The sequence below is a fragment of the Mesorhizobium sp. M0751 genome, from assembly GCF_040320265.1.
GTDB lineage: Bacteria > Pseudomonadota > Alphaproteobacteria > Rhizobiales > Rhizobiaceae > Mesorhizobium.
In genome coordinates this window covers 1-20,471 of record NZ_JAMYPH010000016.1, presented here as the reverse complement: position 1 = coordinate 20,471, position 20,471 = coordinate 1, and the positions used below count along the sequence as shown (strand labels likewise).

Genomic DNA, 20,471 nt, shown 5'->3' with positions numbered 1-20,471 from the left:
CAGATGCCGAGGCGTCATCATGCATAACCGAATGCTTTCATAAGCTGGGCACCTCGTCCTTGTACCAGGTCCTGTAACTCGGCGTTTCCAAGTTCGGAGCGCCATCTCCCGCTTCCGTCGTAGATCGGCTGATTGACCTGCTGGTTCCGGAGCACCTCATGTTGCGTCTCGACGCTGGCGTCGGTCGGCTTGAACCATTGCTGCGGGTTCTTGTGGTAGTCGAGGAGATCCGGGCTGAAGCTTACGTCGAGAAAGCCGCATATCTGCTCGACGACCTTGGCCGGATTCTCGACCAGGTCCTCATAGCGATAGATCAGCACATCCGGCTTTCGCTGTTCCGCAAGCACCAGCGCATTGTCGTTGATCCAGCGGTCGAGAGCCTCCTTTGGGTCGCCAAGTCGTTTGATCAGGGACGCTACGACGTCGCGCCCATCTCGCACCGGCATGACGAAACGCGCGCCGGGCACGAGCCGGCGAATGCGGGCGACACGGCGGATATGCCGCGGTGTCTTTTCAATCAGCACGTTCTTTCCAGCATCGAGCGCCGCCCGCTTCAGTTTCCAGAAGCGGAACATGGCCAGTGGCGTCCACTTGAAGAAAATGTTGGTTTCCTGGAGCGGCAAGTAGACGTCGGGATGCGACGCAAGGATCGTCGCGATCAACGTCGTCCCGCTATGGCCGCAGCCGCAAATGAATCCGGTCCGCATCACCATGTCGGCAATGCTCCCTAACCCAAGGCGATCCGGGCGCGGTTATCGACGCGAGAGTAGCACAAGCCGTTCGTGCTAAAGACCTTGTCCAGCTTCTCCCAATATTCGAACTTAGCCAACTGCTCGTCACAATAGGCCACGTCGTCGTCGGAAAGATATTCGCCGTAACCGCCTATCTTGCCCTTGCGCACCTTGAAGCTTTCGGGATCATTCGCATCGCGCGGCTGTAATATCTTGCCGTATCGATCGGACAGATCACCGGTCGATTCACTCACTTTCATCTTGTCGAACGTTCGGTTGTTCGCCACCTCGACAAGGGTCCGATCGTCAGCCTGCTGGTTCAGGAATCCAAGGATCGCGCGAAGGACACCAGCCGTATCCCGATGCATATCTTCATATTGAAGATACCGGATTTCGCGCATCCGGGGCATGGCCGCGAACCATTGCAGATTAAATCTGATGATCTTTTCAATCCCATGATTGTCGCTTCTGATAAAATCGCTGAACGATCCCGCTGGAAGCATGTGGCGCTTCTGAACCTGAAAGTACCCTGAGACCACCGTATCTCTTGGGTCGCGAACAAGCATTATTGTTCTTCTCTTCTTGTATCGAGATTTATTCTCCTTGAGGCTCGATTTCGGTCGAAGTAACTTGTGGTCGGTTCCGTCATGAATGTATTGAACTTCAACGCCGAGATCGTCCAGCATGACACGCAGCCACGTGCGCCCTGATTTTGGAAAGGATACGATAAGAGGAAGAGGCGGCGCTTTGGCCTGGAAAAATTTTAGAAAGGACATGGGAGAGACCTCCTTTAGATTATCAGAGCTGGCGCCCGAACCGCTGCCGGCCAGACCAACCCCATTACTGGGCGCCTAAGCCTACGGCTGATTCGAACACAAGGCAGAAATGCCAGCAAGAATTGCGATCCTCTGCGGGGCGAATTGGGCCTTTACTATATCCCGGTTCGGAATGCCTTATGTTTTTTGGCCTGTTGCGACGACTGTTCGACACGGGCGCTCCATTCCGCGGTCCGTCGGCCGAACCCCTTAATGCGCATTGCGTCGAAGCGCATTCAGTGACGCGCTTTTGGACGACATGCTTTAGCCACTCACTTTTGTGACCCATGGCGCCAGAATGGACTCGGCCTCGTCCATCACCACGGACCAGGGGCGTTCCCGTTTCGAGACCAGCACGGCCGATGGATAGTAGGGCGTGCGGTCACCCTCGACCGGCCAGGAGCGCTTGAAGCCGTCGCCCAGAATAAAAACCGAGGGGATGCCGAGCGCGCCGGCCAGATGCGCTCCGGTATTGCTGATGGTCACCACGGCGTCCATCGCGGCAACCTGCGCGGCGAAAAGGTCCATGTCGACGAGCTGATCGACCGATCTGTCATGAAGAATGCGCTCCGGCTCACCGTCGGTCAGGATCTTCAGATCGGTCTCGATCTGGCCGTACTGCAGCGAGACGAACCGGAGATCCGGGCGGCCGATCAGGTTTCGCCAGGCGGCAAGCGGCGGCAGGTCTTTGCCGGGATTGGAGCTGCCCCATGCGATACCGACCAACGGCCGCCCTTCCTTCCGGTAGCGGGCGCGAAGTTCAGCGACCCGGGCCGGATCCGGCTTAAGGGGCACGAAATGCTCGCGGATCGTCGCCTCGTCGGTCTCGAAAACGGCAGTCAGATGCTGGACGCCGGCGAAGGCCTGCGCCTCGGCATAGGCAGCCTTGCCATCAGCGCCGACCGGCCGCACATCGGCGGTTGGAAAAGTGCGCTGAAAGAGCGGTACCAGGCGGCGCTCGACCAGCACGATCGAGCGGGCGGCGCGCGCCAGGGCACAGCCGACGGAACTCGCATGATGAATCGCGGTGGCCAGACCCTGCTTTTCGGTTTCCATCAGATCGATCAGCAGTGTCTGGCCAGAAATATTCTGGCCCAGCCACTCGCCATCGACGCGGCCGTTGACGATGTGGCGTCGTGCGATCCTGAGTTCGGCGGCTGCGCCATAGGCGCCCATCCGCATCAGCGCCTTGCTGAGCTCGTCGATCAGGTGGACCTCGCCCCTCGACTTCGCAATGGACCCAAGAGCCAGGGCTTTCGGCAGTGCCGCCGGCCAATCGCGGGACTCGACGCTTCGCCGATAGTCCGCCATCTGATCGGCAATGTCGCCGTCGCGCCAGCGAAGGAAGAGCTGCCGGCGGTGACGTCGGAACCAGACCTTGTATTTGTAGCCTGCAAGCGCGACAGCGCGGCGCAACCGGCCGAGAAATAGGCTACCTTCCATCGCCAGCTCCGCCGATGATTTGCGTGACCCGTCCGCCTGCTTCCTGCACTGCCGACGCCCAGGCTCGGCCGCCTTTTCGGACCAGTCGAATGCTCGGATATGCGGCGACGGTCTCGCCGAAGGCAGGCCAGGACAGTCGAAACCCGTCGTCGAGCATGACAATCGTCGGCACGCCGAGCGCGCCGGCCAGGTTGGCGCCGGTATTGCTGATCGTCACCACCGCGTCGAGCGCCGCGATTTGGGCGGCAAAGCGGTCCATGTCCGTCAACTGGTCGACGGAAGCGTCATGGATGATGCGCCCCGGCGCGTGGCGCTCGAACTCGGAGAGGGCCGGCCCGACATCGCCATATTGCAAGCTGACGAGGCGCCCCGGCAGGCTGGCGAACAGCGTCCGCCAATCGTCCAGAGCCGGCAGATCCTTGCTCTTGTTGAGGCTTCCCCAGGCAAATCCGATCAGGGGACCTGGGCCGCCATCGAGATAGGTGCCGCGCAGCTCGGCAACCAGTCGGCGGTCCGGCTCCAGCGGAACGAACGGCGCGCGTGCTGCCGGGTCGTCCGGCCAGAAATGCTTTGCCAGTGTCTCGAAACCGGCAACGACATCGGCGTCCACCGCCGCCATGTCCTCTTCCCCTTCAATCCTGACATCGAGCGCAGGATATGTTCTGCGATAAAGCGGTGCCAGTCGCGGCTCGACGAAGACGATGCATCGACCGGCAGCCGCGGCCACTGGACCAAGCAAAGACGCAAACTGGAAAAAGATCGCCAGGTCGCCTTCGCGACGATCGACGAGAAGCGTGCGACCCGCAAGATCACTGCCATCCCAATCGGGCCTGCCGCGCAGCTGCTTGCTCGCCGCCATCAACTGCCAGATGCGATTTCCTCCGTCGAGACGCCTCAGTCCACGCCCCGCTTTCTTGATCAGGCCGAGATCGCCAAGCTGCTCACCAAGCACGCCAAGCGCCAGTGCATGGTCGCGAGCAGTTTGCCAGTCCCCACGCTGCACGCTTTCCTCCATCAGCCTCATATGCCGTTCGGCGCTTTCGTCGGCGTGGCGCGAGGGACGTCTAAGAAGTTCCTTTGCCCGCTCGAGAACCTTCTGCAGCCGCTTGCCGACGGCGCCTTGCGGGCGCAGATCGGCGGTTTTTGCCTTCTGAAGGATGGTTCGTCTGTTCTGCACGGCGATGTTCTATCTTCCCCGGGGAGCGTCGGAAAGCGTCGTCAGGATCGACGAGAGCCGCCGGCCGGCCTCGTCGAGCACCAGCGACCAAGGGCGCCCCTCCTTGCGAATGACAATGCCCTTCGGATACCAGGGTGTCCGGTCGTCGGTCACTGGCCATGCCGTCTGAAAATTGTCGTCGATGAGGAAAACAGTCGGCACGCCAAGGGCTCCGGCAAGATGCGCCGCCGTATTGCTGATCGTCACGACAGCATCGAGTGCGGCCACCTGTGCGGCGAAACGGTCCATGTCGACCATCTGGTCGACGCTGTCGTCAAACATAAGACGTCCGTCGTTGCCGTTGCGAAGGCGCCGCAACGCCGGCTTGATCTGTCCGTACTGGAGCGAAACGAATGTCGCTTGTGTCTGGGCGATGAACCGTGCCCATTCAGGAAAATCAGGCACGTCCTTGGTGTGGGATTTGCTGCCCCAGGAGAGACCCACCAGCGGCAGATCCGTCATCGAGCGATAGCGCTTGCGGAATGTCTCGACGAGTTCAGGATCTGCCCGCAGCGGCACGAAGTCGGCCGCAAGTTTTTCGGCATCGCGTCCGAACACCCAGGCCAGATCTTCGAAAGTCGCACGTTTGTTGCCGACCACATCCTGCTGCGCCGGGACCACGGTCGCCTTCGGGAACGTTCGTTGCAGAATTGATACCAGGCGCGGCTCGACCCGAATTGTTGCGCTTTGCGCATAGGCAGCGGCAGCGCCGGCCAGTCGCGCGTGGCGGATAACCCGGCCAAGGCTGCGCGGGTCATCCTCCACAAGATCGATCAGCAGTGTATCCGATCCGAGATTCTCGCCGATCCACTCGTTGGCGCTTTTCCCTTTCCGCAGCCGGCGCGCCGAAAGCCGAAGCTCAGCTGCCCGCGCAAAGTTGCCAAGCCGCTCGAACGCCTGGCCCGCCTTCTGCATCAACTCCGGATCGCGATTGTGATCGGCCGTGACCGCCATCTCATTGGTACCGGCTTCAAGGCCTTTCCAGTCCCTGCGCACGATCAGAGCCTCAACCTTGGCTTGCAGCTCAAGAATGGAACGCGGCTGCTTGGCACCGGAAAACAACCTGCGCACCGCCTTTTTGTACCGGCGCACCTGAAGGCCCAGTCCACCAATCACATACCGGACATAGGAACCATGATAAAAGCTGGTCATCGGCCTTCAGCGCAATACGCTCTGCCGCAGCTTTTTGCCGCTTTCGACCATCGGATCAGGCGCCTCCAGGTGGAATATCGAACGATATATCTCGCTGTGCTTGGCAAGCTGGTCATGCGTTCCAGCATCGACAAGCTGTCCGGCGTCAAACACGAGAATACGATCGGCCGCCTTGATTGTAGACAGCCTGTGCGCAATGCAGATCACCGTGCGCTGAAATGTGCTGTCGAAGGCTGCCTCCATAACCGCCCGTTCGTTTTCGCCGTCAAGCGCCGATGTCGCTTCGTCATAGACGATTACCGCAGCATTCTTGAGCAGGGCGCGTGCGATGGCGACGCGTTGTTTCTGCCCGCCCGACAGATTGGTGCCGCTCGGCCCGACAAGCGTGTCGAGGCCGTTTTCAAGCGCCGAAGCAAAACTGGTGACCCGGGCGAGGTTCGCAGCGGACTCGATTTCCTGATCCGTGGCGTTCGGGCGGCCGTCGCGAATGTTGTCGCGGATCGAGCCTTCGAACAGGAAGACGTCCTGTGACACAAGTGCGATATTGTCGCGAACGTCCGCTAGGCTGATCTTCGAAATGTCCTTTCCGTCGATCAGGATCCTGCCCTTGGCCGGCTCCATCAGGCGCAGGATCAGATTGACGATGGTGGTCTTGCCGGCGCCGGAGCGGCCGACGATCGCCAGCTTCTCACGAGGTCGCACGTCGAAGGAAACACCCTCGAGCGCCGGGCTGTTGCCGTCATAGGAGAAGGCCACATCTTCAAAGCGGATACCACCATCGACGTCGGTCAGGCGCTCGCCCGCGATTGCGAGTCGCCGCTGCTCGGGCGTGTCGATCAAATCATACATCTGCTCGACGGCGACCATCTGCTTCTGGACGTCGACATTGACCCGGGCCAACCGCTTGGCAGGCTCATATGCAAGCAGGAACGCGGTAATGAAGGCCATGAATTCGCCGGGCGTCTTGCCGTTGCCGAGGGTCTGCCAGCTGGCGTACATAACGAAAAGCCCGATGATCACGCCGCCGCCGGTCTCCATCAATGGGCTCATCAATGCTGACGTCCGGTTGATCTGGATGCCACGTCTTTCCATCTTGCGGACGGCCTTTGCAAAGCTGGCAACCGCCTTGTCCTCGAGCTGGAAGGACTTGATGGTGCGGATGCCTTCGACGGCTTCCGTGCCGATCGACTGGACCTGCGCGGCCAATTCCGTCTCGCCCCTCGCCAGCGCCTTGAGCTTCCTTGTTATCGCGCCGACTGACAGGAACAGCATCGGCAGAACCGCCACGGATATCAGCGACATCACCGGGTCCTGCTTGACCATGACGCTGGCCAAAGCAATCAGGGTCAGCAGATCAGAGACGGCGCTGCTCGTGAGGGTGAGAATAACGGTCGCCCCGGCGCGCGCGTTGAACATGATCTTGGCGATGAATTTTGCCGGATGCTGGTTCGCGAAACGGCTGATGTCGAAGCGCACCATTCGAGAAAATTGACGGTTTTGCAGGTCCGAAACGATAGCCCGGCGAATCTTTCCCGTCGTGACGGTCTGGCAGTAGGCAGCTATGCCCTTGACTAGGAAAATGCCGATGATGACGACGCTGATACCCGATACAGCGGCAGCGTCTCGCTCGACATAGATGGTGTTGATCATGACTTTCATGATCCAGGCCGTCGCGCCGACCGCGGCAGCAGCAGCGATCGAGCACAGCAAACCTGTCACATACAGCATCTTGTGCGGCGGCAGATTTTCGCCAATCAGACGCTTGATCAGCGGATATGCCGGGACCGTTGACACTCGTTTCTTTGCAATCATCTTGTCGCCGCCCGTTGCGATCCCGTCCGGTCTTCGTGTTGTCTTGAAGCGCGAGACGGTTTCGATCACCTGTCTGTGGCTTCGTTCCCGACCGCAGTCAATGCCGAACCGGATCCTTGCACCTCATCGGCCCATGACCGTCGGTCCCTCGCATGCGAGCGTAGCGGACCCCAGCCACGCGGCTCTTGCGCCATTCGTCGTCGGCCGCGCTATGCTGGTCAGTGTTTCGCGAGGACCATGAGATGGCTTCCAAGAGGCGATGTGTGATTGCTCTTGATTGAAAAGCCCACATCCGAAAGCACCGCGATCATCTCCTTGTCCTTACCAGGAGGGACGCGGGCAACGATCGTTTGAGCACGCCTGGCGATATCGCACAGCACGCTTCGCGCCTTGTCCGCGCCGAGACTCCACTGCATGTGATGGTAGACCGCCAGCAGCATGACGATGTCGTACTGCGGTTGGAGAACATTTTGCAGCTTCCGGCTGCCAAGATCGAGACAATCGAACCGGCTTTGGACTGGACAACCCAGGAAGATCATCCTGGCCGTCTCGATATGCGGCTTGAGAATGTCGATCCCATGGATCGAACTCGGTCCTAGCTTGGATATCTCATAGGCGACAACACCCATGTTGCAGCCAACATCGAGAATGGATTTCCCGGCGTAGTCGACCTCTGCTGAGAATAGCCCGTCCAGTCGGTCATCCCACGTTCCTTTGAATCTCTTTTGCTTATTTGACCACCACAAATCATTGTTCTCCAAAACGACGCCGCACTGGTTCCTCTACGGAAGAGGACTGTGCGCCGGGCCTAGCCCGGTCCAGTTGCTGGCGCGCAAACGACACTGTCCAGAGCGTCCTGTAAACGTAACCGCGGGAGAAAGGAACTCCTGATCACAGCATCCTGCCAAGCCGTTTCGGGAAATTGACGAACACCCGGCCCGACAAATCGACACATCGGTTGGAAATCGCAATGTCGCTTGGCGCCCCTACCCGGGCCTGCCCTCGAGTTCCTGAAACGCACGTCTTTTCGGCAAGGTAAGCCATGTTTGTTCTTGCTTTGTGCCGGCAGCTATGCTACTAATTTGGCTATGGTGCTGATTTGCACCAACGACCGTCTTGCCGCGATATGCGGTTTTTTCAGCCAGGCTCGATCAAAGCCCGCCCGCATTGCGGGGCTTTTGGCGAATCACGGTCGAGTGCCAGCCTTTTCGGCAGCTTCCGAGAAGGGAAATCGGAAAAGCAGCTTCCGGTTCTCGTCGCAGATTTCGAAGGAAAGACCTGTCAGGACCGGGCTGCCGCTGAGCAGGCCCTCGGCCAGGATTTCCTTGGCCGAAGCCATGGCGTTATCCTGAGCCGCGGACAAACCGTCCAACTCCTGACCCTCGAAATCTTCCGTCAAGCGGCCCTCATTGTTTCGGAAATGGAAAAAATATCTCGGCATGGCTGCTCCGGTTGGTCGGTTTCTCTAATGCATGTCGCGCAAAAATGTGCAGCGGTTTTGCGATAACAACATGTATCAAAACAAGAACCTAAAGCGCATCGCATGAGGCCGATCGACGCGACGCGCCTTAGTCGCAAGCGCCTCAGGAGCAGCCTCGAATTCGTACACGACAGCACCGCGCGATTTTGGCGTTGGGATTCATGCCGTTTAGGCCTTCATGCGTCAGGTCGATCGAACAGCACCCCCAGCCCATGTTCGAACGCACATGCCGCAATCATTTCGTCAAGGGCATTTCCGGAGACCGGGCAATTCGGCATGACAGCCCTGATCGCGATCTCAGCCGCTGCGGTAGAAACCACATCGTGGCGCCTCTTCCTGGTCTCCATATATTGCTCGATCAGAATTTTCAGGCGCCGCGCTGCAATCTCGTCAACGACCATCGTTCTCCCTCGATTCGGCACAATGTCCGTCTTCCGGGGTCCGTCCTCCGGGTGAAGGGTCCGCTGCCATTGGATAGCAGCGGACCACTCGGCTGGGTGAGCCAGTGGCCCGAGGCGGGGGTGTCTCGGACCGCCACCACAATAGCTTCGGCAGGCCACTCGTTCCACAGAACGCTGTCGTTGGTAATTTTCGTACACTGAGCATTGCCGCAGGCAGTCTGCGACCGTGGGAGTTTTGGGCTATGCCGCGTCGCCGGTACCGGATCAGTTCCGGTTTTGATAGCTGTAAATGCCCGCGCCGATCGCGACCGCTCCTACTGTGATCAGAATCGATGGCACGCCCATCGACGTGGCGACGATCCCCCAGACAATGGCGACGGCAATTGCGCCGGCGGTTCCCAGCACCAGTCTAAGCCGTTTCGACATTATCCATTCCCCCAAAAGTGCATCTTTGGCCTTTTCCGGTCGAAATACCGCAATGCGGCACCATTGTCTGCGCTTCGTCCAACTTTTTATGCCGCCACTGAGCCCCGACCGCTGAGGCGTAAGCGATCCGTATGCGGCCTTGTCGCAAACACCCACTCGACAACGAGGAAGCTTGGGCGTGAGCCCGAGAAGCGAGGCGTCAGAAAGCGAGGTATCTATGCACAATTTTCGGAATTTACTCCGGTTCACGATCACGGGCATGGCGGCCACGACAACCGCAATAGTCATCACGGGCCTTACCCCCGAGACAACCGAAGCGACTTTGATTTGCCATAGGTTGGTCTGCCAGCAGGCGAGCAATGAAGGCAGTGCCTTCGGCACCAAGTATCAGCGCAAGTGCACCTGCGAAAATCTAAGCGAGGGCGCCAACAACCATCCCTCCCCACGCAACGTCAACAAGGGGCCCATCGGCGGCTCAAGCAGCAGCGGATCGAGCGGCGCCAGCAGCTCAAGCGGCAGCAGTTCGAGCGGCACCAGCAGTTCCAGCAGCTCAAGCGGCAGCAGCGGCTCGAGCGGCGGCAGCTGTTGCAGCTGCAGCAGCGGCTCTAGCGGCACCAGCAGTTCGAGCGGCAGTAGCGGATCCAGTGGCGGCAACGACGGAACAAGCAGCGGCGGGTCTAACGGCAGCGGCGGAGTGTAGCGGCTGCTCAAGCGGCTCCGGTGGCGGCGCCACTCGAGTTGAACCGTGGCGGCGACCACGCGGCCGGCAACGACGATCGATCCTCACGACAACGGGAGTAGTAGTATGACGCTCCAACCGAAATCGGCGACCGCGCCCCTCACCGGCCTTGCAGGATTGCTTGGTCTTGCGCTGACCGTCGCGATGCTCGTCGACAGAAGCTGGCCTGTGCATTTGCAGGCCATGACTGTCATTGCAGCTACCGCGGCAGCGATGATCGCGGTCGACACGGCCTATTTCCAGACGTTTCGAAGGCGTTCAACGGGATTGCAGGCCAAGCCGATGCGAGCGCTTGAAGTCGAGCGTGTCGTGCGCAAGCTCATCGGCTTGATCGTTACGCTCACGACCATTGCCGCAGTCTACTGGATAGTGCCGGAATACCGGCGTGAGTTTTACGCCCCCTACTGGGCAGCGCTCTACGACACCTTGCCGGCGCTGCTCGTCGCCGCGCCGTTTTATGTTGCTTATGTCGACCGCAGGCAGACCGATCCGGACGATTCATATGCCGAAATCGGTGCATTCGTCCTCAGCGGCGCCGTGCCGCAGCGAACCGAGCAGATACGCCAGCATGTGCGGGGCTGGATCGTCAAAGGCTTCTTCCTGCCGCTGATGTTCGTCTATCTGTGCTCCACACTGGGTTCGATCCTGGCCGGGCTGGAACAACCGTATCGATTCGACATCACGCGCTGGCACGCTTTTGCAATCGATCTCCTGTTCATGGTGGATGTTCTTGTCGCGGTCGTCGGCTACGTCTTCACGCTGCGCGTCCTCGACAACCATATCCGCAGCGTCGAACCCACCGTGTTCGGCTGGCTGGTTTGTCTTGCCTGCTATGAACCCATCAACGCCGCCACCCGTGCCTACCTGAACTACGAAACGGGCGCCAACTGGACGGCGGTGATGCCCTCACCGGCGCTCCAGGTTTTCTGGGGATCGGCGACCCTCTTCTGCATCTTGATTTTTGTCTGGTCCACCGTGAGCTTTGGCCTGAGATTTTCCAATCTCACCAATCGCGGAATCATCACCTGCGGACCGTATCGCTGGATCAAGCATCCGGCCTATGTTTCGAAAAACCTCTCCTGGTGGCTGATCTCCGTGCCTTTCCTCACCGCCGCAGGACCCGCTGAAGCGCTGCGGCATTCCGCCATCCTGTTCGGGCTCAACGCCGTCTACGCACTCCGCGCCATCACCGAGGAACGCCATCTGTCACGCGACCCCGATTACATCGCCTATTGCGATTACATCAGCGAAAACGGCGCCGTTGCTCAGCTCAAACGCCTGTTCGTGAAAGCGAGTCGGTCGCCGATCGGGCGCTCAGGCTGAATACCCTTGCTCTGACGATCTGCGGCAGCTGGCCTATCGCCTCAACGCGTGATCGCCATGCCGATCCTCGCCGCTCATCGGCAACGGCCTATCGCCCTCGAGCAGCCGGGTGATCCGGGCGAAGCCGGCAAAAGCCTTTCGCGCTTCCTCGGCCGACATCCGGCCGGCCATGGCCGCAGCGCAGCAATTCACGGCGCACTGGTAAACCGGCCCGCGCCGCCCGGCCGGCCATTTTCGCAAGAATGCCATAGCTTCGGCAACGTTGTCGATCTCTTCCACGGGCTGTCCCTGTCCGCGCAAAATCCGCACGGGCGAAAAGAATTGCAAGCGGTCCATCGTTTCCTCCCCGTCGACCGGATGCGTGCGATCGAACCCCACTAAACTCGCGAACCCGACTTTGGTTCCCGGCAAAAGAGGGCTTGGCCTGGAAAAGGTTAGCTGGACCAGACGAGCAGCGGTGGACGCGCCCGGCATCCCCAATTGGGTGACATCTTTGCCCCAATTGAGTGACATCTCGCCATTGTACGGGAACGTTCGCGCGGCTGATGCATTTCGATGCCACGAGCCGTCTTTTTGAGGGAAATGCCAAAACATGAGAATAGCCCATGTGGCGCCGCTCCATGAATCCGTGCCACCCCGGTTCTATGGAGGGACGGAGCGCATCGTCTCCTATCTGACCGAGGGATTGGTCGAGCTTGGCCATGACGTGACCCTGTTCGCCAGCGGCGATACCAAGACGTCGGCGAAATTGGTAGCGTGTCGCGAGCGCGCGCTCCGTCTCGATCCGCGCCCGCACAAATCCGAAACCGCGGCGCATCTGGCGATGCTGGCCGAGGTGAGGAACCGAGCGCAACAGTTCGACATTATCCATTTCCATCTCAGCCACTTCCTGCATTTTCCTTTCTTCGAACACATGCCCGACCGGACGGTGACGACACCGCATGGCAGGCTCGACTATGTCGACCTGGCCCCGGCCTATGAGCGTTTTCCGCGCTTTCCGATGATCTCCATTTCGCGCAGCCAGAGAACCGGCTTACCCAGGGCCAATTGGCTGGCGACCATCCATCACGGGCTGCCGATCAATATGTACGAGCCGACTTTCGAGACGGATGCAGACGAGCCGTATCTGGCCTTTCTCGGCCGGCTGTCGCGCGACAAGCGCCCGGACCGTGGCATTGAGATCGCCTTGCGCTCCGGGCTGAAACTGAAGCTTGCGGCAAAGATCGGCGACGACGACCGTGCTTTTTTCCACGACACGGTCGAGCCACTGATCGACGGCGACCGCGTCGACTATATCGGCGAGATCGAAGAGGACAGAAAAGCGGAATTCCTCGGCAAGGCGGCCGGCCTGCTGTTTCCAATCGATTGGCCGGAGCCGTTCGGTCTTGCCGCGATAGAGGCCATGGCCTGCGGCACGCCGGTAGTCGCTTGGAAATGCGGTGCCCTGCCGGAGATCATCGACCACGGCGTGACCGGTTTCCTTGTCGATACGGTCGATGCTGCGGTCGCCTCGATCCCGGAATTGCTGCGCCTCGACCGGCGACAGGTGAGAGCCGTATTCGAAAACCGTTTTTCTGCCACGAGAATGGCCCACGACTATGTGGCTGCCTATTCGCGCCTGATCGGCGCTCCCGGTGAAGCGAGAGCATCCTGATCGGCGTTATTGTGGACGTTGGAACGAAACGACAGAGCTTGTGACGTATGAATCAACTCGACGAGCGTAAGCTTGATCCCGCCGTAGCCCTTGCCTCCCTCGACGAGGTTGCGCCCCGGGAGCCGCACCGGCTGTTCGCCCTCAAGCAAGGCGACTGCTTCGCGGTGGCCGACGCCTATGGCGACATCCGCGGCGCCGGCGATGGCTTTTTCCGGGACGACACGCGTGTGCTTTCGGAATTCCGGCTGACGGTCGGTGGCCGGCAAATGTCGCTGCTGGGCGCATCGCTCAGCCAGGACAATGTGCTTTTCACCTCGAACCTGACCAATTTGCCGATCCAGAGTGTCGGTGGTCGCGACATTCCGCAGGGCGCGATCCACATAGAACGCGTCAGGCTGCTTTGGCAGGACCGGCTGTTCGAGCGCATCACCCTTTCCAACTACAGCCAGGAATCGTCGGCCATTCGGGTTTCATTGCATTTCGCAGCGGATTTCCGTGACATGTTCGAGGTGCGCGGTTCGACCCGGCTCAAGCGCGGGATTGCCCACGCCGCCGAGACCAGTCCGACATCGGTGGTGCTTCGATATGACGGTCTGGACCAGCTCGTGCGCCTATCGGCGATCTCGTTCTCGCAGGCGCCGGACAATTTGACCGCCAGCCGTGCGGATTTCCTGGTTGCAGTGACGAAGCGCAGCAGCGAGGTCCTCTATATCGAGGTCGGCCCGGAAGTGGCGGAGACACCCGACCGCGACCGTTTTCGGGCTGCCGCCGCCCGCGCTCGCTTCGGCATGCGCGCCAAACGCCGCCACGGTGCGACGGTGCACAGCTCCGGCCGCGTCTTCAACGACTGGATCGAGCGCGCGCGCGCGGACGTGGCGTTGCTGACCACCGAGCTTGCAACCGGACCTTACCCCTATGCCGGCATACCTTGGTTCTCGACGGCATTTGGCCGTGACGGGGTGATTTCCGCACTGCAGATGCTGTGGCTGAATCCTGGGCTGGCGCGCGGCGTACTCGCCTTTCTCGCACAGCATCAGGCAACCGAAACGTCGCCGTTCAGCGATTCGCAGCCGGGCAAGATCATGCACGAGACCCGCAAGGGCGAGATGGCAGCGCTGCGGGAGCTGCCGTTCGGCCGCTACTACGGCGGTGTCGATACCACGCCGCTCTACATTCATCTCGCTTGCGCCTATGCGGATCGTACCGGCGACATGGCGTTCGTCGACAGTCTGTGGCCATCGCTCTGTGCAGCGGCCGAATGGACGGAGGAGACAAGCCGCGCGACTGGCTTCGTTACCTACCAGCGCGGCGCCGAGACCGGCCTCGCCAACCAGGGCTGGAAGGACAGTTTCGATTCCGTCTTCCATGCCGATGGCCGCATGCCCAAGGGGCCGATCGCCCTGGTCGAGGTGCAAGGCTACGTCTTTGCCGCGTTCCGTGGGCTGGCGGCGCTCGCCCGCCGCCGCAGCGAGGACGACAAGGCCGATCACTGGGAGGAACGCGCTGAAACCATGCGCGCCGCGGTTGAACGCCATTTCTGGATGGACGATCTCAATTTCTATGCACTGGCGATCGATGGTGCGGGCGAGCTCTGCAAGGTACGGACGTCGAATGCCGGCCATCTCCTCTATGTCGGGCTGCCCGAGCCGGAACGGGCGCAGATGGTCGCCGATCAGCTGCTCTCAGCGTCGTTCCACTCTGGTTGGGGAGTGAGGACGCTGGCCGACGATGCGATATTCTTCAATCCGATGTCCTACCACAATGGCTCGATCTGGCCGCACGACACCGCCATGTGCGGTGCCGGCTTGGCACGTTATGGCGTGCGCGACAGCGTGGTCCGGCTGATGAGCGGCACGTTCGAATCGGCTGTCCATTTCAACATGCGGCTGCCGGAACTGTTCTGCGGCTTTACCCGGTCGCCGGGCGAAGCGCCCATCGCCTATCCGGTCGCGTGCCTGCCGCAAGCCTGGTCGGCGGGATCGGCCTTCATGCTGATGCAGGCCTGCCTTGGCCTCGAAATCGACGGCTGGAACAGCGAAATCCGGGTCACCCGCCCAAGGCTGCCGATCGGCATCGACACGTTGACATTGCGGCATCTGGGTGTCGGCTCGACGGTGGTCGACCTCACATTCCAGCGTGTCGGCGACCGGGTCGTCGCCTTTCTCGCCGATCGGTATGAAGGGATGGTGCCGCTCATCGTGCGCACTTGATGCCGGCGCGCTGCGGCGCGTCGAAAATGACGCCCGGCATTGCAATCGTCCGGAACCGATAGCCTCTTTGTGCGTTGCAAAAAGGGGCAGTGGGGGATGCTGTCGTCGTCACGCGGCAGCGAACCAGAAAAACGAATAAAAAACGGCTATCGGCCGGCCGGAGGCGAGATCACATTCCATGTCAGATTATACCGTAAACCTGCTCTGGGTTTTGCTGATTGCAAGTTTTGGCTTTTCCGCTTTTGCCATTCTCCTATCGATATCCCGCCAGCGCCGCGGCCGCGCAACGGCGGCCGCATACACGCCGAGCGAGGATGTCGCGTCGGAAGCGGCACGCAAGGTGCTGCGCGAGTTCGAAAAGAACGGCCAGTCGGCCGATGCGGCACTGGTCACATGGTCGCCCGACACCTTGCGCAAGATCCTGGCCGACGACCTGCCGGACGCACAGGTCATCGTGGTGTCCAACCGCGAACCCTACATCCACAACATCAAGGATGACGGGGTGCAACTTTTGGTACCGGCCAGCGGGCTGGTGTCGGCACTCGAACCCATCACCCGCGCCTGTGCCGGCACCTGGATCGCCTATGGCGGCGGCACCGCAGACCGCCTCACCGTCGACAAGGACGACCGGGTGCAGGTGCCGCCCGGCAACCCGTCCTACACGCTGCGCAGGGTCTGGCTGACGGAGGAGGAATATCAAGGCTATTATCTAGGCTTCGCCAATGAGGGCCTATGGCCGCTTTGCCATATCGCCTTCACCCGCCCCGTGTTTCGCGCCTCGGACTGGGATGCCTACGAGGCCGTCAACCGCAAGTTCGCCGATACGGTGGTTGCCGAAGCCCGCAACGAACGGCCGATCGTGCTGGTGCAGGACTACCATTTCGCGCTGCTGCCGCGCATGATTCGCCAGCGCCTGCCGGACGCGATAGTCATAACCTTCTGGCATATCCCGTGGCCCAATTCGGAAGTGTTCAGCATCTGTCCGTGGCGTGAGCGGATCCTGGAAGGACTGCTCGGCAGTTCGATCATCGGCTTTCATACCCAATTCCATGCCAACAACTTCACCGAAAGTGTCGACCGCTTTCTGGAGAGCCGGATCGAACGGGCAGACGCGGCAATCTCCTATGGTGGGCAGACCACATTGGTCCACGCCTATCCCATTTCCATAGAATGGCCGGCCCAATTGCTGGCAAAACTGCCGTCTGTGGAGGAGTGCCGCGCCAGCGTGCGCGACAGATTCGGCCTGTCTGCGGATACCAAACTCTGCGTTGGCGTCGAGCGCCTCGACTACACGAAAGGCATTCTCGATCGCTTCCATGCCCTGGATGAATTGTTCACGAGATATCCCGAATGGATAGGCAAGGTGGTTTTCCTGCAGATCGCGGCGCCGAGCCGGGGGACATTGCCCGCCTACCAGCAACTCCACGACGAATGCCGCCGCTGTGCCGAGGAGCTCAACCGGCGCTATGGCAGCGAGACATACAGCCCTATCCTGATGGTCGCCGAACATCATCGGCAGGAGCAGGTCTACGAGGTCTATCGCGCCGCCGACATCTGCATGGTCACCAGCCTGCATGACGGCATGAACCTTGTCGCCAAGGAATTCGTCGCAGCGCGCGACGACGAACAGGGCGTGCTTTTGCTCAGCACCTTCGCTGGCGCCTCGCGCGAACTGCTGGAAGCACTGATCGTCAACCCCTACGATGCGGCCATGATGAGTGAGGCGCTGTTGCAGGCGCTGACGATGACGCCGGACGAGCAGCGCGAGCGTTTGCGGCCGATGCGCGAGATGGTCCGCGACAACAATGTCTACCGCTGGGCCGGCAGCATGCTGCTGGATGCGGCGCGCCTGCGCAAACGCGGCGATCTCGACAGGGTGACCGGAACCGGCGAGCGCCCGCCATCGAACACCAACAACGTCATCTCGATGTTCGAGCGGGCACGGAAGGCAGCGTCGTGAAAAGCTTTGAACAACCGCGGGCGTTGAACCTGTCGGAAGGGCAATGGGCGCTCTTCCTCGACATCGACGGAACCCTGCTGGAACACGCTGCCCATCCCGACGCGGTGTTCGTCGGCGAGGAATTGCGCAATCTGCTCGGACGCATCGAGCGGCGGCTGGATGGTGCGGTCGCCTTCATCACCGGCCGATCGATTCCCGCCGTGGACAAGCTGTTTCATCCGCTGAAGCTGCGGATCGCCGGACTGTATGGGCTGGAGCACCGGCTGACGCCGAGCGGTCCGATCGATGCCGCCGACGCGCCGGCCGACATCGCCGCCCTTGCCGACGAGATCGAGGCCGAACTGGGCAGCGGCAAGGTCTATGTCGAGCGCAAGGGGCCGGTCCTTGCCGTTCATACAAGAGCAGCACCGCAACTGCTTGCGCCCGCAATCCAGCTGGTCGAGCAGGCCTTGGCCCGGCTTCCGAAGGGTTATCGGGTGCTTCCGGGAAACGCCGGCGTCGAGCTCATGCCTTTGGAGGCCGTCAAAGGTGCTGCCATCCGGCGTTTTATGGACATTCCGCCCTTTGTCGGCCGGCGGCCGATATTCCTCGGAGACGATACATCGGACGAACACGGTTTCGAGGCGATCAATGAAATCGGCGGCATCTCCATCCGCGTGAAGCCGAACGGACCGACGGCCGCAAACTATGCCCTCGATGACGTGACCGGCGCGATAGCCTGGCTCGAAGCCAGTTTCGAGACGTCGGCGGTGGCCGGTGCTCGACCGGCCGGCAAGCAAGCAGCGACCGAATCAGCGGCGAAGCTCAATATCGCAGCCACGGCATCGTCCGACCGATAAGCGCGTTTCTCATTGAAGGTCTTTGAGTCCAAAGCCGGCAAATCGTCTGCTTGCCGGTTCCCCTGCGTCAGGCTTAACCTGCGTGCCATGCGTGGAGGCGCGTGCGGTTGCAAGGGGAGGACATAGCAATGACCATACAAGGCGCATCACCGGACCTGTACAATGAGGATCTCGCCCCGGCGAAGGTTCGAAACTGGGGACCGTTCTCGATCTTCAACGTCTGGACGTCGGACGTCCACAGCCTGTGGGGCTACTATCTGGCGGCCAGCCTGTTCCTGTTTTGCGGCGGCTTCGTCAACTTCATCATCGCCATCGGTATCGGTTCGCTGATCATCTATGCGTTGATGAACATGGTCGGCTATGCCGGCGTGAAGACCGGGGTGCCCTACCCTGTCCTGGCGCGTGCCTCCTTCGGCATCTGGGGCGCCAACATACCGGCGCTGGTGCGCGCCATCGTCGCCTGCTTCTGGTACGGTGCGCAGACGGCGGCCGCCTCCGGCGCGATCGTAGCCCTGCTGATCCGCTCGCAATGGTTCGCCGACTTCAACCAGAGCACACATTTCCTCGGCCATTCCGGGCTCGAGGTGATCTGCTTCGTCGTCATCTGGGCGCTGCAGCTCCTGATCATCCAGAAGGGCATGGAAACGGTGCGCCGCTTCCAGGATTGGGCCGGACCGGCGGTGTGGGTGATGATGCTGATCCTGGCGATCTATCTTTGCATCAAGGCAGGCACCTTCGCCTTCACCAGCGACATCCCGATGGATGTGCTGCTGGAAAAGACAAAGGACGCGGGCGTGCCGGGCACGCCGGGCTCCTGGACCTCGCTGTTTGCGGTGGCGGCGATCTGGGTGACCTATTTCTCCGCACTCTATCTCAACTTCTGCGATTTCGCGCGCTACGCCCCGGACAAGGCATCGCTGCGCAAGGGCAACATCTGGGGCCTGCCGGTCAATCTTATCCTGTTCTCGCTGGTCGCCGGCGTCACCACGATCGCCGCCTTCGACGTCTATGGCGAGGTGCTGCTGCATCCCGACCAGATCTCGGCGAAATTCGACAGCTGGTTCCTGGCGGCGCTCGCAGCCCTGACCTTTGCGGTGGCGACGCTCGGCATCAATGTGGTGGCGAATTTCGTGTCGCCGGCGTTCGACTTCTCCAACGTCTTTCCACGCCAGATCGACTTCAAGAAAGGCGGCTACATCGCGGCGCTGATCGCGCTTGTGCTCTATCCATTCGCGCCCTGGGAAGGCGGTGCCGCCTCCTTCGTCAACATCATTGGCGCGACGATGGGGCCGATCTTCGGCGTGATGATGGTCGACTACTACCTGATCCGGAAGGGCGAGGTCGATGTCGAGGCACTCTACAGGGAGAATGGCGAATTCCGCTTTCAAGGCGGCTGGCATGTCAATGCCTTCATCGCCGCCGGTATCGGCGCGGTTTTCTCCTCGATCCTGCCCAACTTCACCAGCCTGCTGCCGTCATGGTGGGGCGTCTATGGCTGGTTCTTCGGCGTGGCAATTGCCGGCGTCATCTATTACGTGCTGCGCACGATGGCACTCGGTGCTGGAGCCAGGATAGCGAAGGCTTGAGCGGATTCGGGGCGGCGCAAGCCGCCCCGTTCATTCTGCGACCATCTCGGCAAGGCGGCGCACGGTGTTCCAGTTGCGCGAGGTGCCGATGCCGAGGCGTTTGTGGCTCACCGCCGCGAGCAGCGGCGAACTCGGCGTCTCGCGCGAAAAGACGATCCAGATGTCGCCGCCGACAATCCGCAGCTTCTCGTCGTTGCCGACATAGGCCTCAAGCGCCGCGGCGGCGCCGGCGGGAACGGGCGCCCGCATCACGCGCACCGCCACCTGGTCCGCGGCCTTGGCCGATTCGGCTGGGAACGGATTGCCGGCCGCGAGCTTCCGCCAATCATCCGCGCCGCGCACGATGATGTCGACGTGGCGGCCGAAAGTCTTTGCGAACGCCGCCTCCAGCCGCTGCTCCAACGCCGCGAGTTCTGTTTCTTGCGCCTCGAAAACCAGATTGCCGGTCGCCACCAGCGTGCGCGGGTTATTCAGACCCAGGCCTTCCGCCATCGCCTTGAGATCGGACATGACGACGCGCCGCCCCTCGCCCAGGACAATGCTGTAGAGCAGCGCGACGTAAGTCTGCATGGGCGGCTAGACTAGTTTCCGTCCGCAAACGACAAGCGTTTGATTTTGTTAGCTGAATCGCATCTTTGCGCGAGCAAGGCCCGGCGGTTTCAGGTATCTTGGATCATGCCACTG

19 protein-coding genes are annotated in these 20,471 nt (G+C 60.9%); 6 read left to right on the top strand and 13 right to left on the bottom strand.

The genetic code is table 11. The features are described from left to right. Nucleotides 1–17 precede the first annotated feature (17 nt). The 11 genes from NKI19_RS22650 to NKI19_RS22600 all read right to left on the bottom strand — a co-directional run bounded on the left by NKI19_RS22650 (nt 18) and on the right by NKI19_RS22600 (nt 10,187). Nucleotides 18–713: a sulfotransferase family protein gene (locus NKI19_RS22650; protein WP_352491985.1), complete on the bottom strand. Its 696-nt coding sequence runs from the start codon at nt 711–713 to the stop codon at nt 18–20. Between the two features lie 14 nt (nt 714–727). After that, nucleotides 728–1,507, bottom strand: coding sequence for a sulfotransferase domain-containing protein (locus tag NKI19_RS22645; protein WP_292653547.1), 780 nt, complete (start codon nt 1,505–1,507; stop codon nt 728–730). A 303-nt stretch (nt 1,508–1,810) separates the two neighbouring features. Further along, on the bottom strand, nt 1,811–2,989 hold the full coding sequence (locus NKI19_RS22640) for a glycosyltransferase family 9 protein (RefSeq protein WP_352491986.1): 1,179 nt from the start codon (nt 2,987–2,989) through the stop codon (nt 1,811–1,813). Next, nucleotides 2,979–4,166, bottom strand: a complete 1,188-nt coding sequence (locus NKI19_RS22635) for a glycosyltransferase family 9 protein (RefSeq protein ID WP_352491987.1) — start codon at nt 4,164–4,166, stop codon at nt 2,979–2,981. The genes NKI19_RS22640 and NKI19_RS22635 overlap by 11 nt, the downstream gene beginning before the upstream one ends. A 9-nt stretch (nt 4,167–4,175) precedes the next feature. Continuing rightward, on the bottom strand, nt 4,176–5,357 hold the full coding sequence (locus NKI19_RS22630) for a glycosyltransferase family 9 protein (protein WP_352491988.1): 1,182 nt from the start codon (nt 5,355–5,357) through the stop codon (nt 4,176–4,178). A gap of 6 nt (nt 5,358–5,363) precedes the next feature. Further along, nucleotides 5,364–7,169, bottom strand: coding sequence for an ABC transporter ATP-binding protein (locus NKI19_RS22625; RefSeq protein ID WP_352566241.1), 1,806 nt, complete (start codon nt 7,167–7,169; stop codon nt 5,364–5,366). 218 nt (nt 7,170–7,387) lie between these two features. Next, a complete protein-coding gene (locus NKI19_RS22620) occupies nt 7,388–7,930 on the bottom strand; it encodes a class I SAM-dependent methyltransferase (protein ID WP_352491990.1) in 543 nt (180 codons plus the stop codon). A 425-nt stretch (nt 7,931–8,355) separates the two neighbouring features. Next, nucleotides 8,356–8,610, bottom strand: a complete 255-nt coding sequence (locus NKI19_RS32900; protein ID WP_352977186.1) for a DUF6894 family protein — start codon at nt 8,608–8,610, stop codon at nt 8,356–8,358. 215 nt (nt 8,611–8,825) lie between these two features. After that, nucleotides 8,826–9,050 (bottom strand): hypothetical protein, encoded by a 225-nt coding sequence (locus tag NKI19_RS22610; protein ID WP_352491991.1) that lies wholly within the window; start codon nt 9,048–9,050, stop codon nt 8,826–8,828. Nucleotides 9,051–9,314: 264 nt separating this feature from the next. Then, nucleotides 9,315–9,857, bottom strand: a complete 543-nt coding sequence (locus NKI19_RS22605) for a hypothetical protein (RefSeq protein ID WP_352491992.1) — start codon at nt 9,855–9,857, stop codon at nt 9,315–9,317. A gap of 6 nt (nt 9,858–9,863) precedes the next feature. Further along, a complete protein-coding gene (locus tag NKI19_RS22600; RefSeq protein WP_352951239.1) occupies nt 9,864–10,187 on the bottom strand; it encodes a hypothetical protein in 324 nt (107 codons plus the stop codon). Nucleotides 10,188–10,221: 34 nt separating this feature from the next. Between NKI19_RS22600 and NKI19_RS22595 the strand changes: the two genes are divergently transcribed. Next, the gene (locus tag NKI19_RS22595; protein WP_352567644.1) at nt 10,222–11,538 is read left to right on the top strand and encodes a methyltransferase family protein; all 1,317 of its coding nucleotides are present in this window, start codon (nt 10,222–10,224) and stop codon (nt 11,536–11,538) included. Nucleotides 11,539–11,571: 33 nt separating this feature from the next. Here the strand turns inward: NKI19_RS22595 and NKI19_RS32895 are convergent, their stop codons facing one another. After that, a complete protein-coding gene (locus NKI19_RS32895) occupies nt 11,572–12,132 on the bottom strand; it encodes a DUF982 domain-containing protein (RefSeq protein WP_502899325.1) in 561 nt (186 codons plus the stop codon). Here NKI19_RS32895 and NKI19_RS22585 point away from each other — a divergent pair. The 5 genes from NKI19_RS22585 to NKI19_RS22565 all read left to right on the top strand — a co-directional run bounded on the left by NKI19_RS22585 (nt 12,131) and on the right by NKI19_RS22565 (nt 19,787). Then, nucleotides 12,131–13,192 carry a glycosyltransferase family 4 protein gene (locus NKI19_RS22585; protein ID WP_352491995.1) on the top strand — a complete coding sequence of 354 codons (1,062 nt, stop codon included), beginning with the start codon at nt 12,131–12,133 and terminating at the stop codon, nt 13,190–13,192. The genes NKI19_RS32895 and NKI19_RS22585 overlap by 2 nt on opposite strands. Nucleotides 13,193–13,239: 47 nt before the next feature. Further along, nucleotides 13,240–15,402, top strand: a complete 2,163-nt coding sequence (locus NKI19_RS22580) for an amylo-alpha-1,6-glucosidase (RefSeq protein ID WP_352491996.1) — start codon at nt 13,240–13,242, stop codon at nt 15,400–15,402. Nucleotides 15,403–15,580: 178 nt separating this feature from the next. After that, nucleotides 15,581–17,362, top strand: coding sequence for an alpha,alpha-trehalose-phosphate synthase (UDP-forming) (locus tag NKI19_RS22575; protein ID WP_352466252.1), 1,782 nt, complete (start codon nt 15,581–15,583; stop codon nt 17,360–17,362). Further along, nucleotides 17,359–18,201, top strand: a complete 843-nt coding sequence (gene otsB, locus NKI19_RS22570) for a trehalose-phosphatase (protein WP_352491998.1) — start codon at nt 17,359–17,361, stop codon at nt 18,199–18,201. Before NKI19_RS22575 ends, otsB begins: the two co-directional genes overlap by 4 nt. Nucleotides 18,202–18,329: 128 nt before the next feature. Then, nucleotides 18,330–19,787: an NCS1 family nucleobase:cation symporter-1 gene (locus NKI19_RS22565; protein WP_352491999.1), complete on the top strand. Its 1,458-nt coding sequence runs from the start codon at nt 18,330–18,332 to the stop codon at nt 19,785–19,787. Between the two features lie 30 nt (nt 19,788–19,817). Here the strand turns inward: NKI19_RS22565 and NKI19_RS22560 are convergent, their stop codons facing one another. Continuing rightward, nucleotides 19,818–20,357, bottom strand: a complete 540-nt coding sequence (locus NKI19_RS22560; protein ID WP_352492000.1) for a DUF1697 domain-containing protein — start codon at nt 20,355–20,357, stop codon at nt 19,818–19,820. Nucleotides 20,358–20,471: the final 114 nt, after the last annotated feature.

Excerpts from the sequence above, each read along its gene's own strand:
- NKI19_RS22650 (WP_352491985.1), bottom strand. The coding sequence starts at position 713 with ATGGTGATGCGGACCGGATTCATTTGCGGCTGCGGCCATAGCGGGACG.
- NKI19_RS22645 (WP_292653547.1), bottom strand. The coding sequence starts at position 1,507 with ATGTCCTTTCTAAAATTTTTCCAGGCCAAAGCGCCGCCTCTTCCTCTT.
- NKI19_RS22640 (WP_352491986.1), bottom strand. The coding sequence starts at position 2,989 with ATGGAAGGTAGCCTATTTCTCGGCCGGTTGCGCCGCGCTGTCGCGCTT.
- NKI19_RS22630 (WP_352491988.1), bottom strand. The coding sequence starts at position 5,357 with ATGACCAGCTTTTATCATGGTTCCTATGTCCGGTATGTGATTGGTGGA.
- NKI19_RS22625 (WP_352566241.1), bottom strand. The coding sequence starts at position 7,169 with ATGATTGCAAAGAAACGAGTGTCAACGGTCCCGGCATATCCGCTGATC.
- NKI19_RS32900 (WP_352977186.1), bottom strand. The coding sequence starts at position 8,610 with ATGCCGAGATATTTTTTCCATTTCCGAAACAATGAGGGCCGCTTGACG.
- NKI19_RS22610 (WP_352491991.1), bottom strand. The coding sequence starts at position 9,050 with ATGGTCGTTGACGAGATTGCAGCGCGGCGCCTGAAAATTCTGATCGAG.
- NKI19_RS22585 (WP_352491995.1), top strand. The coding sequence starts at position 12,131 with ATGAGAATAGCCCATGTGGCGCCGCTCCATGAATCCGTGCCACCCCGG.
- NKI19_RS32895 (WP_502899325.1), bottom strand. The coding sequence starts at position 12,132 with ATGTTTTGGCATTTCCCTCAAAAAGACGGCTCGTGGCATCGAAATGCA.
- NKI19_RS22580 (WP_352491996.1), top strand. The coding sequence starts at position 13,240 with ATGAATCAACTCGACGAGCGTAAGCTTGATCCCGCCGTAGCCCTTGCC.
- NKI19_RS22575 (WP_352466252.1), top strand. The coding sequence starts at position 15,581 with ATGTCAGATTATACCGTAAACCTGCTCTGGGTTTTGCTGATTGCAAGT.
- NKI19_RS22565 (WP_352491999.1), top strand. The coding sequence starts at position 18,330 with ATGACCATACAAGGCGCATCACCGGACCTGTACAATGAGGATCTCGCC.
- NKI19_RS22560 (WP_352492000.1), bottom strand. The coding sequence starts at position 20,357 with ATGCAGACTTACGTCGCGCTGCTCTACAGCATTGTCCTGGGCGAGGGG.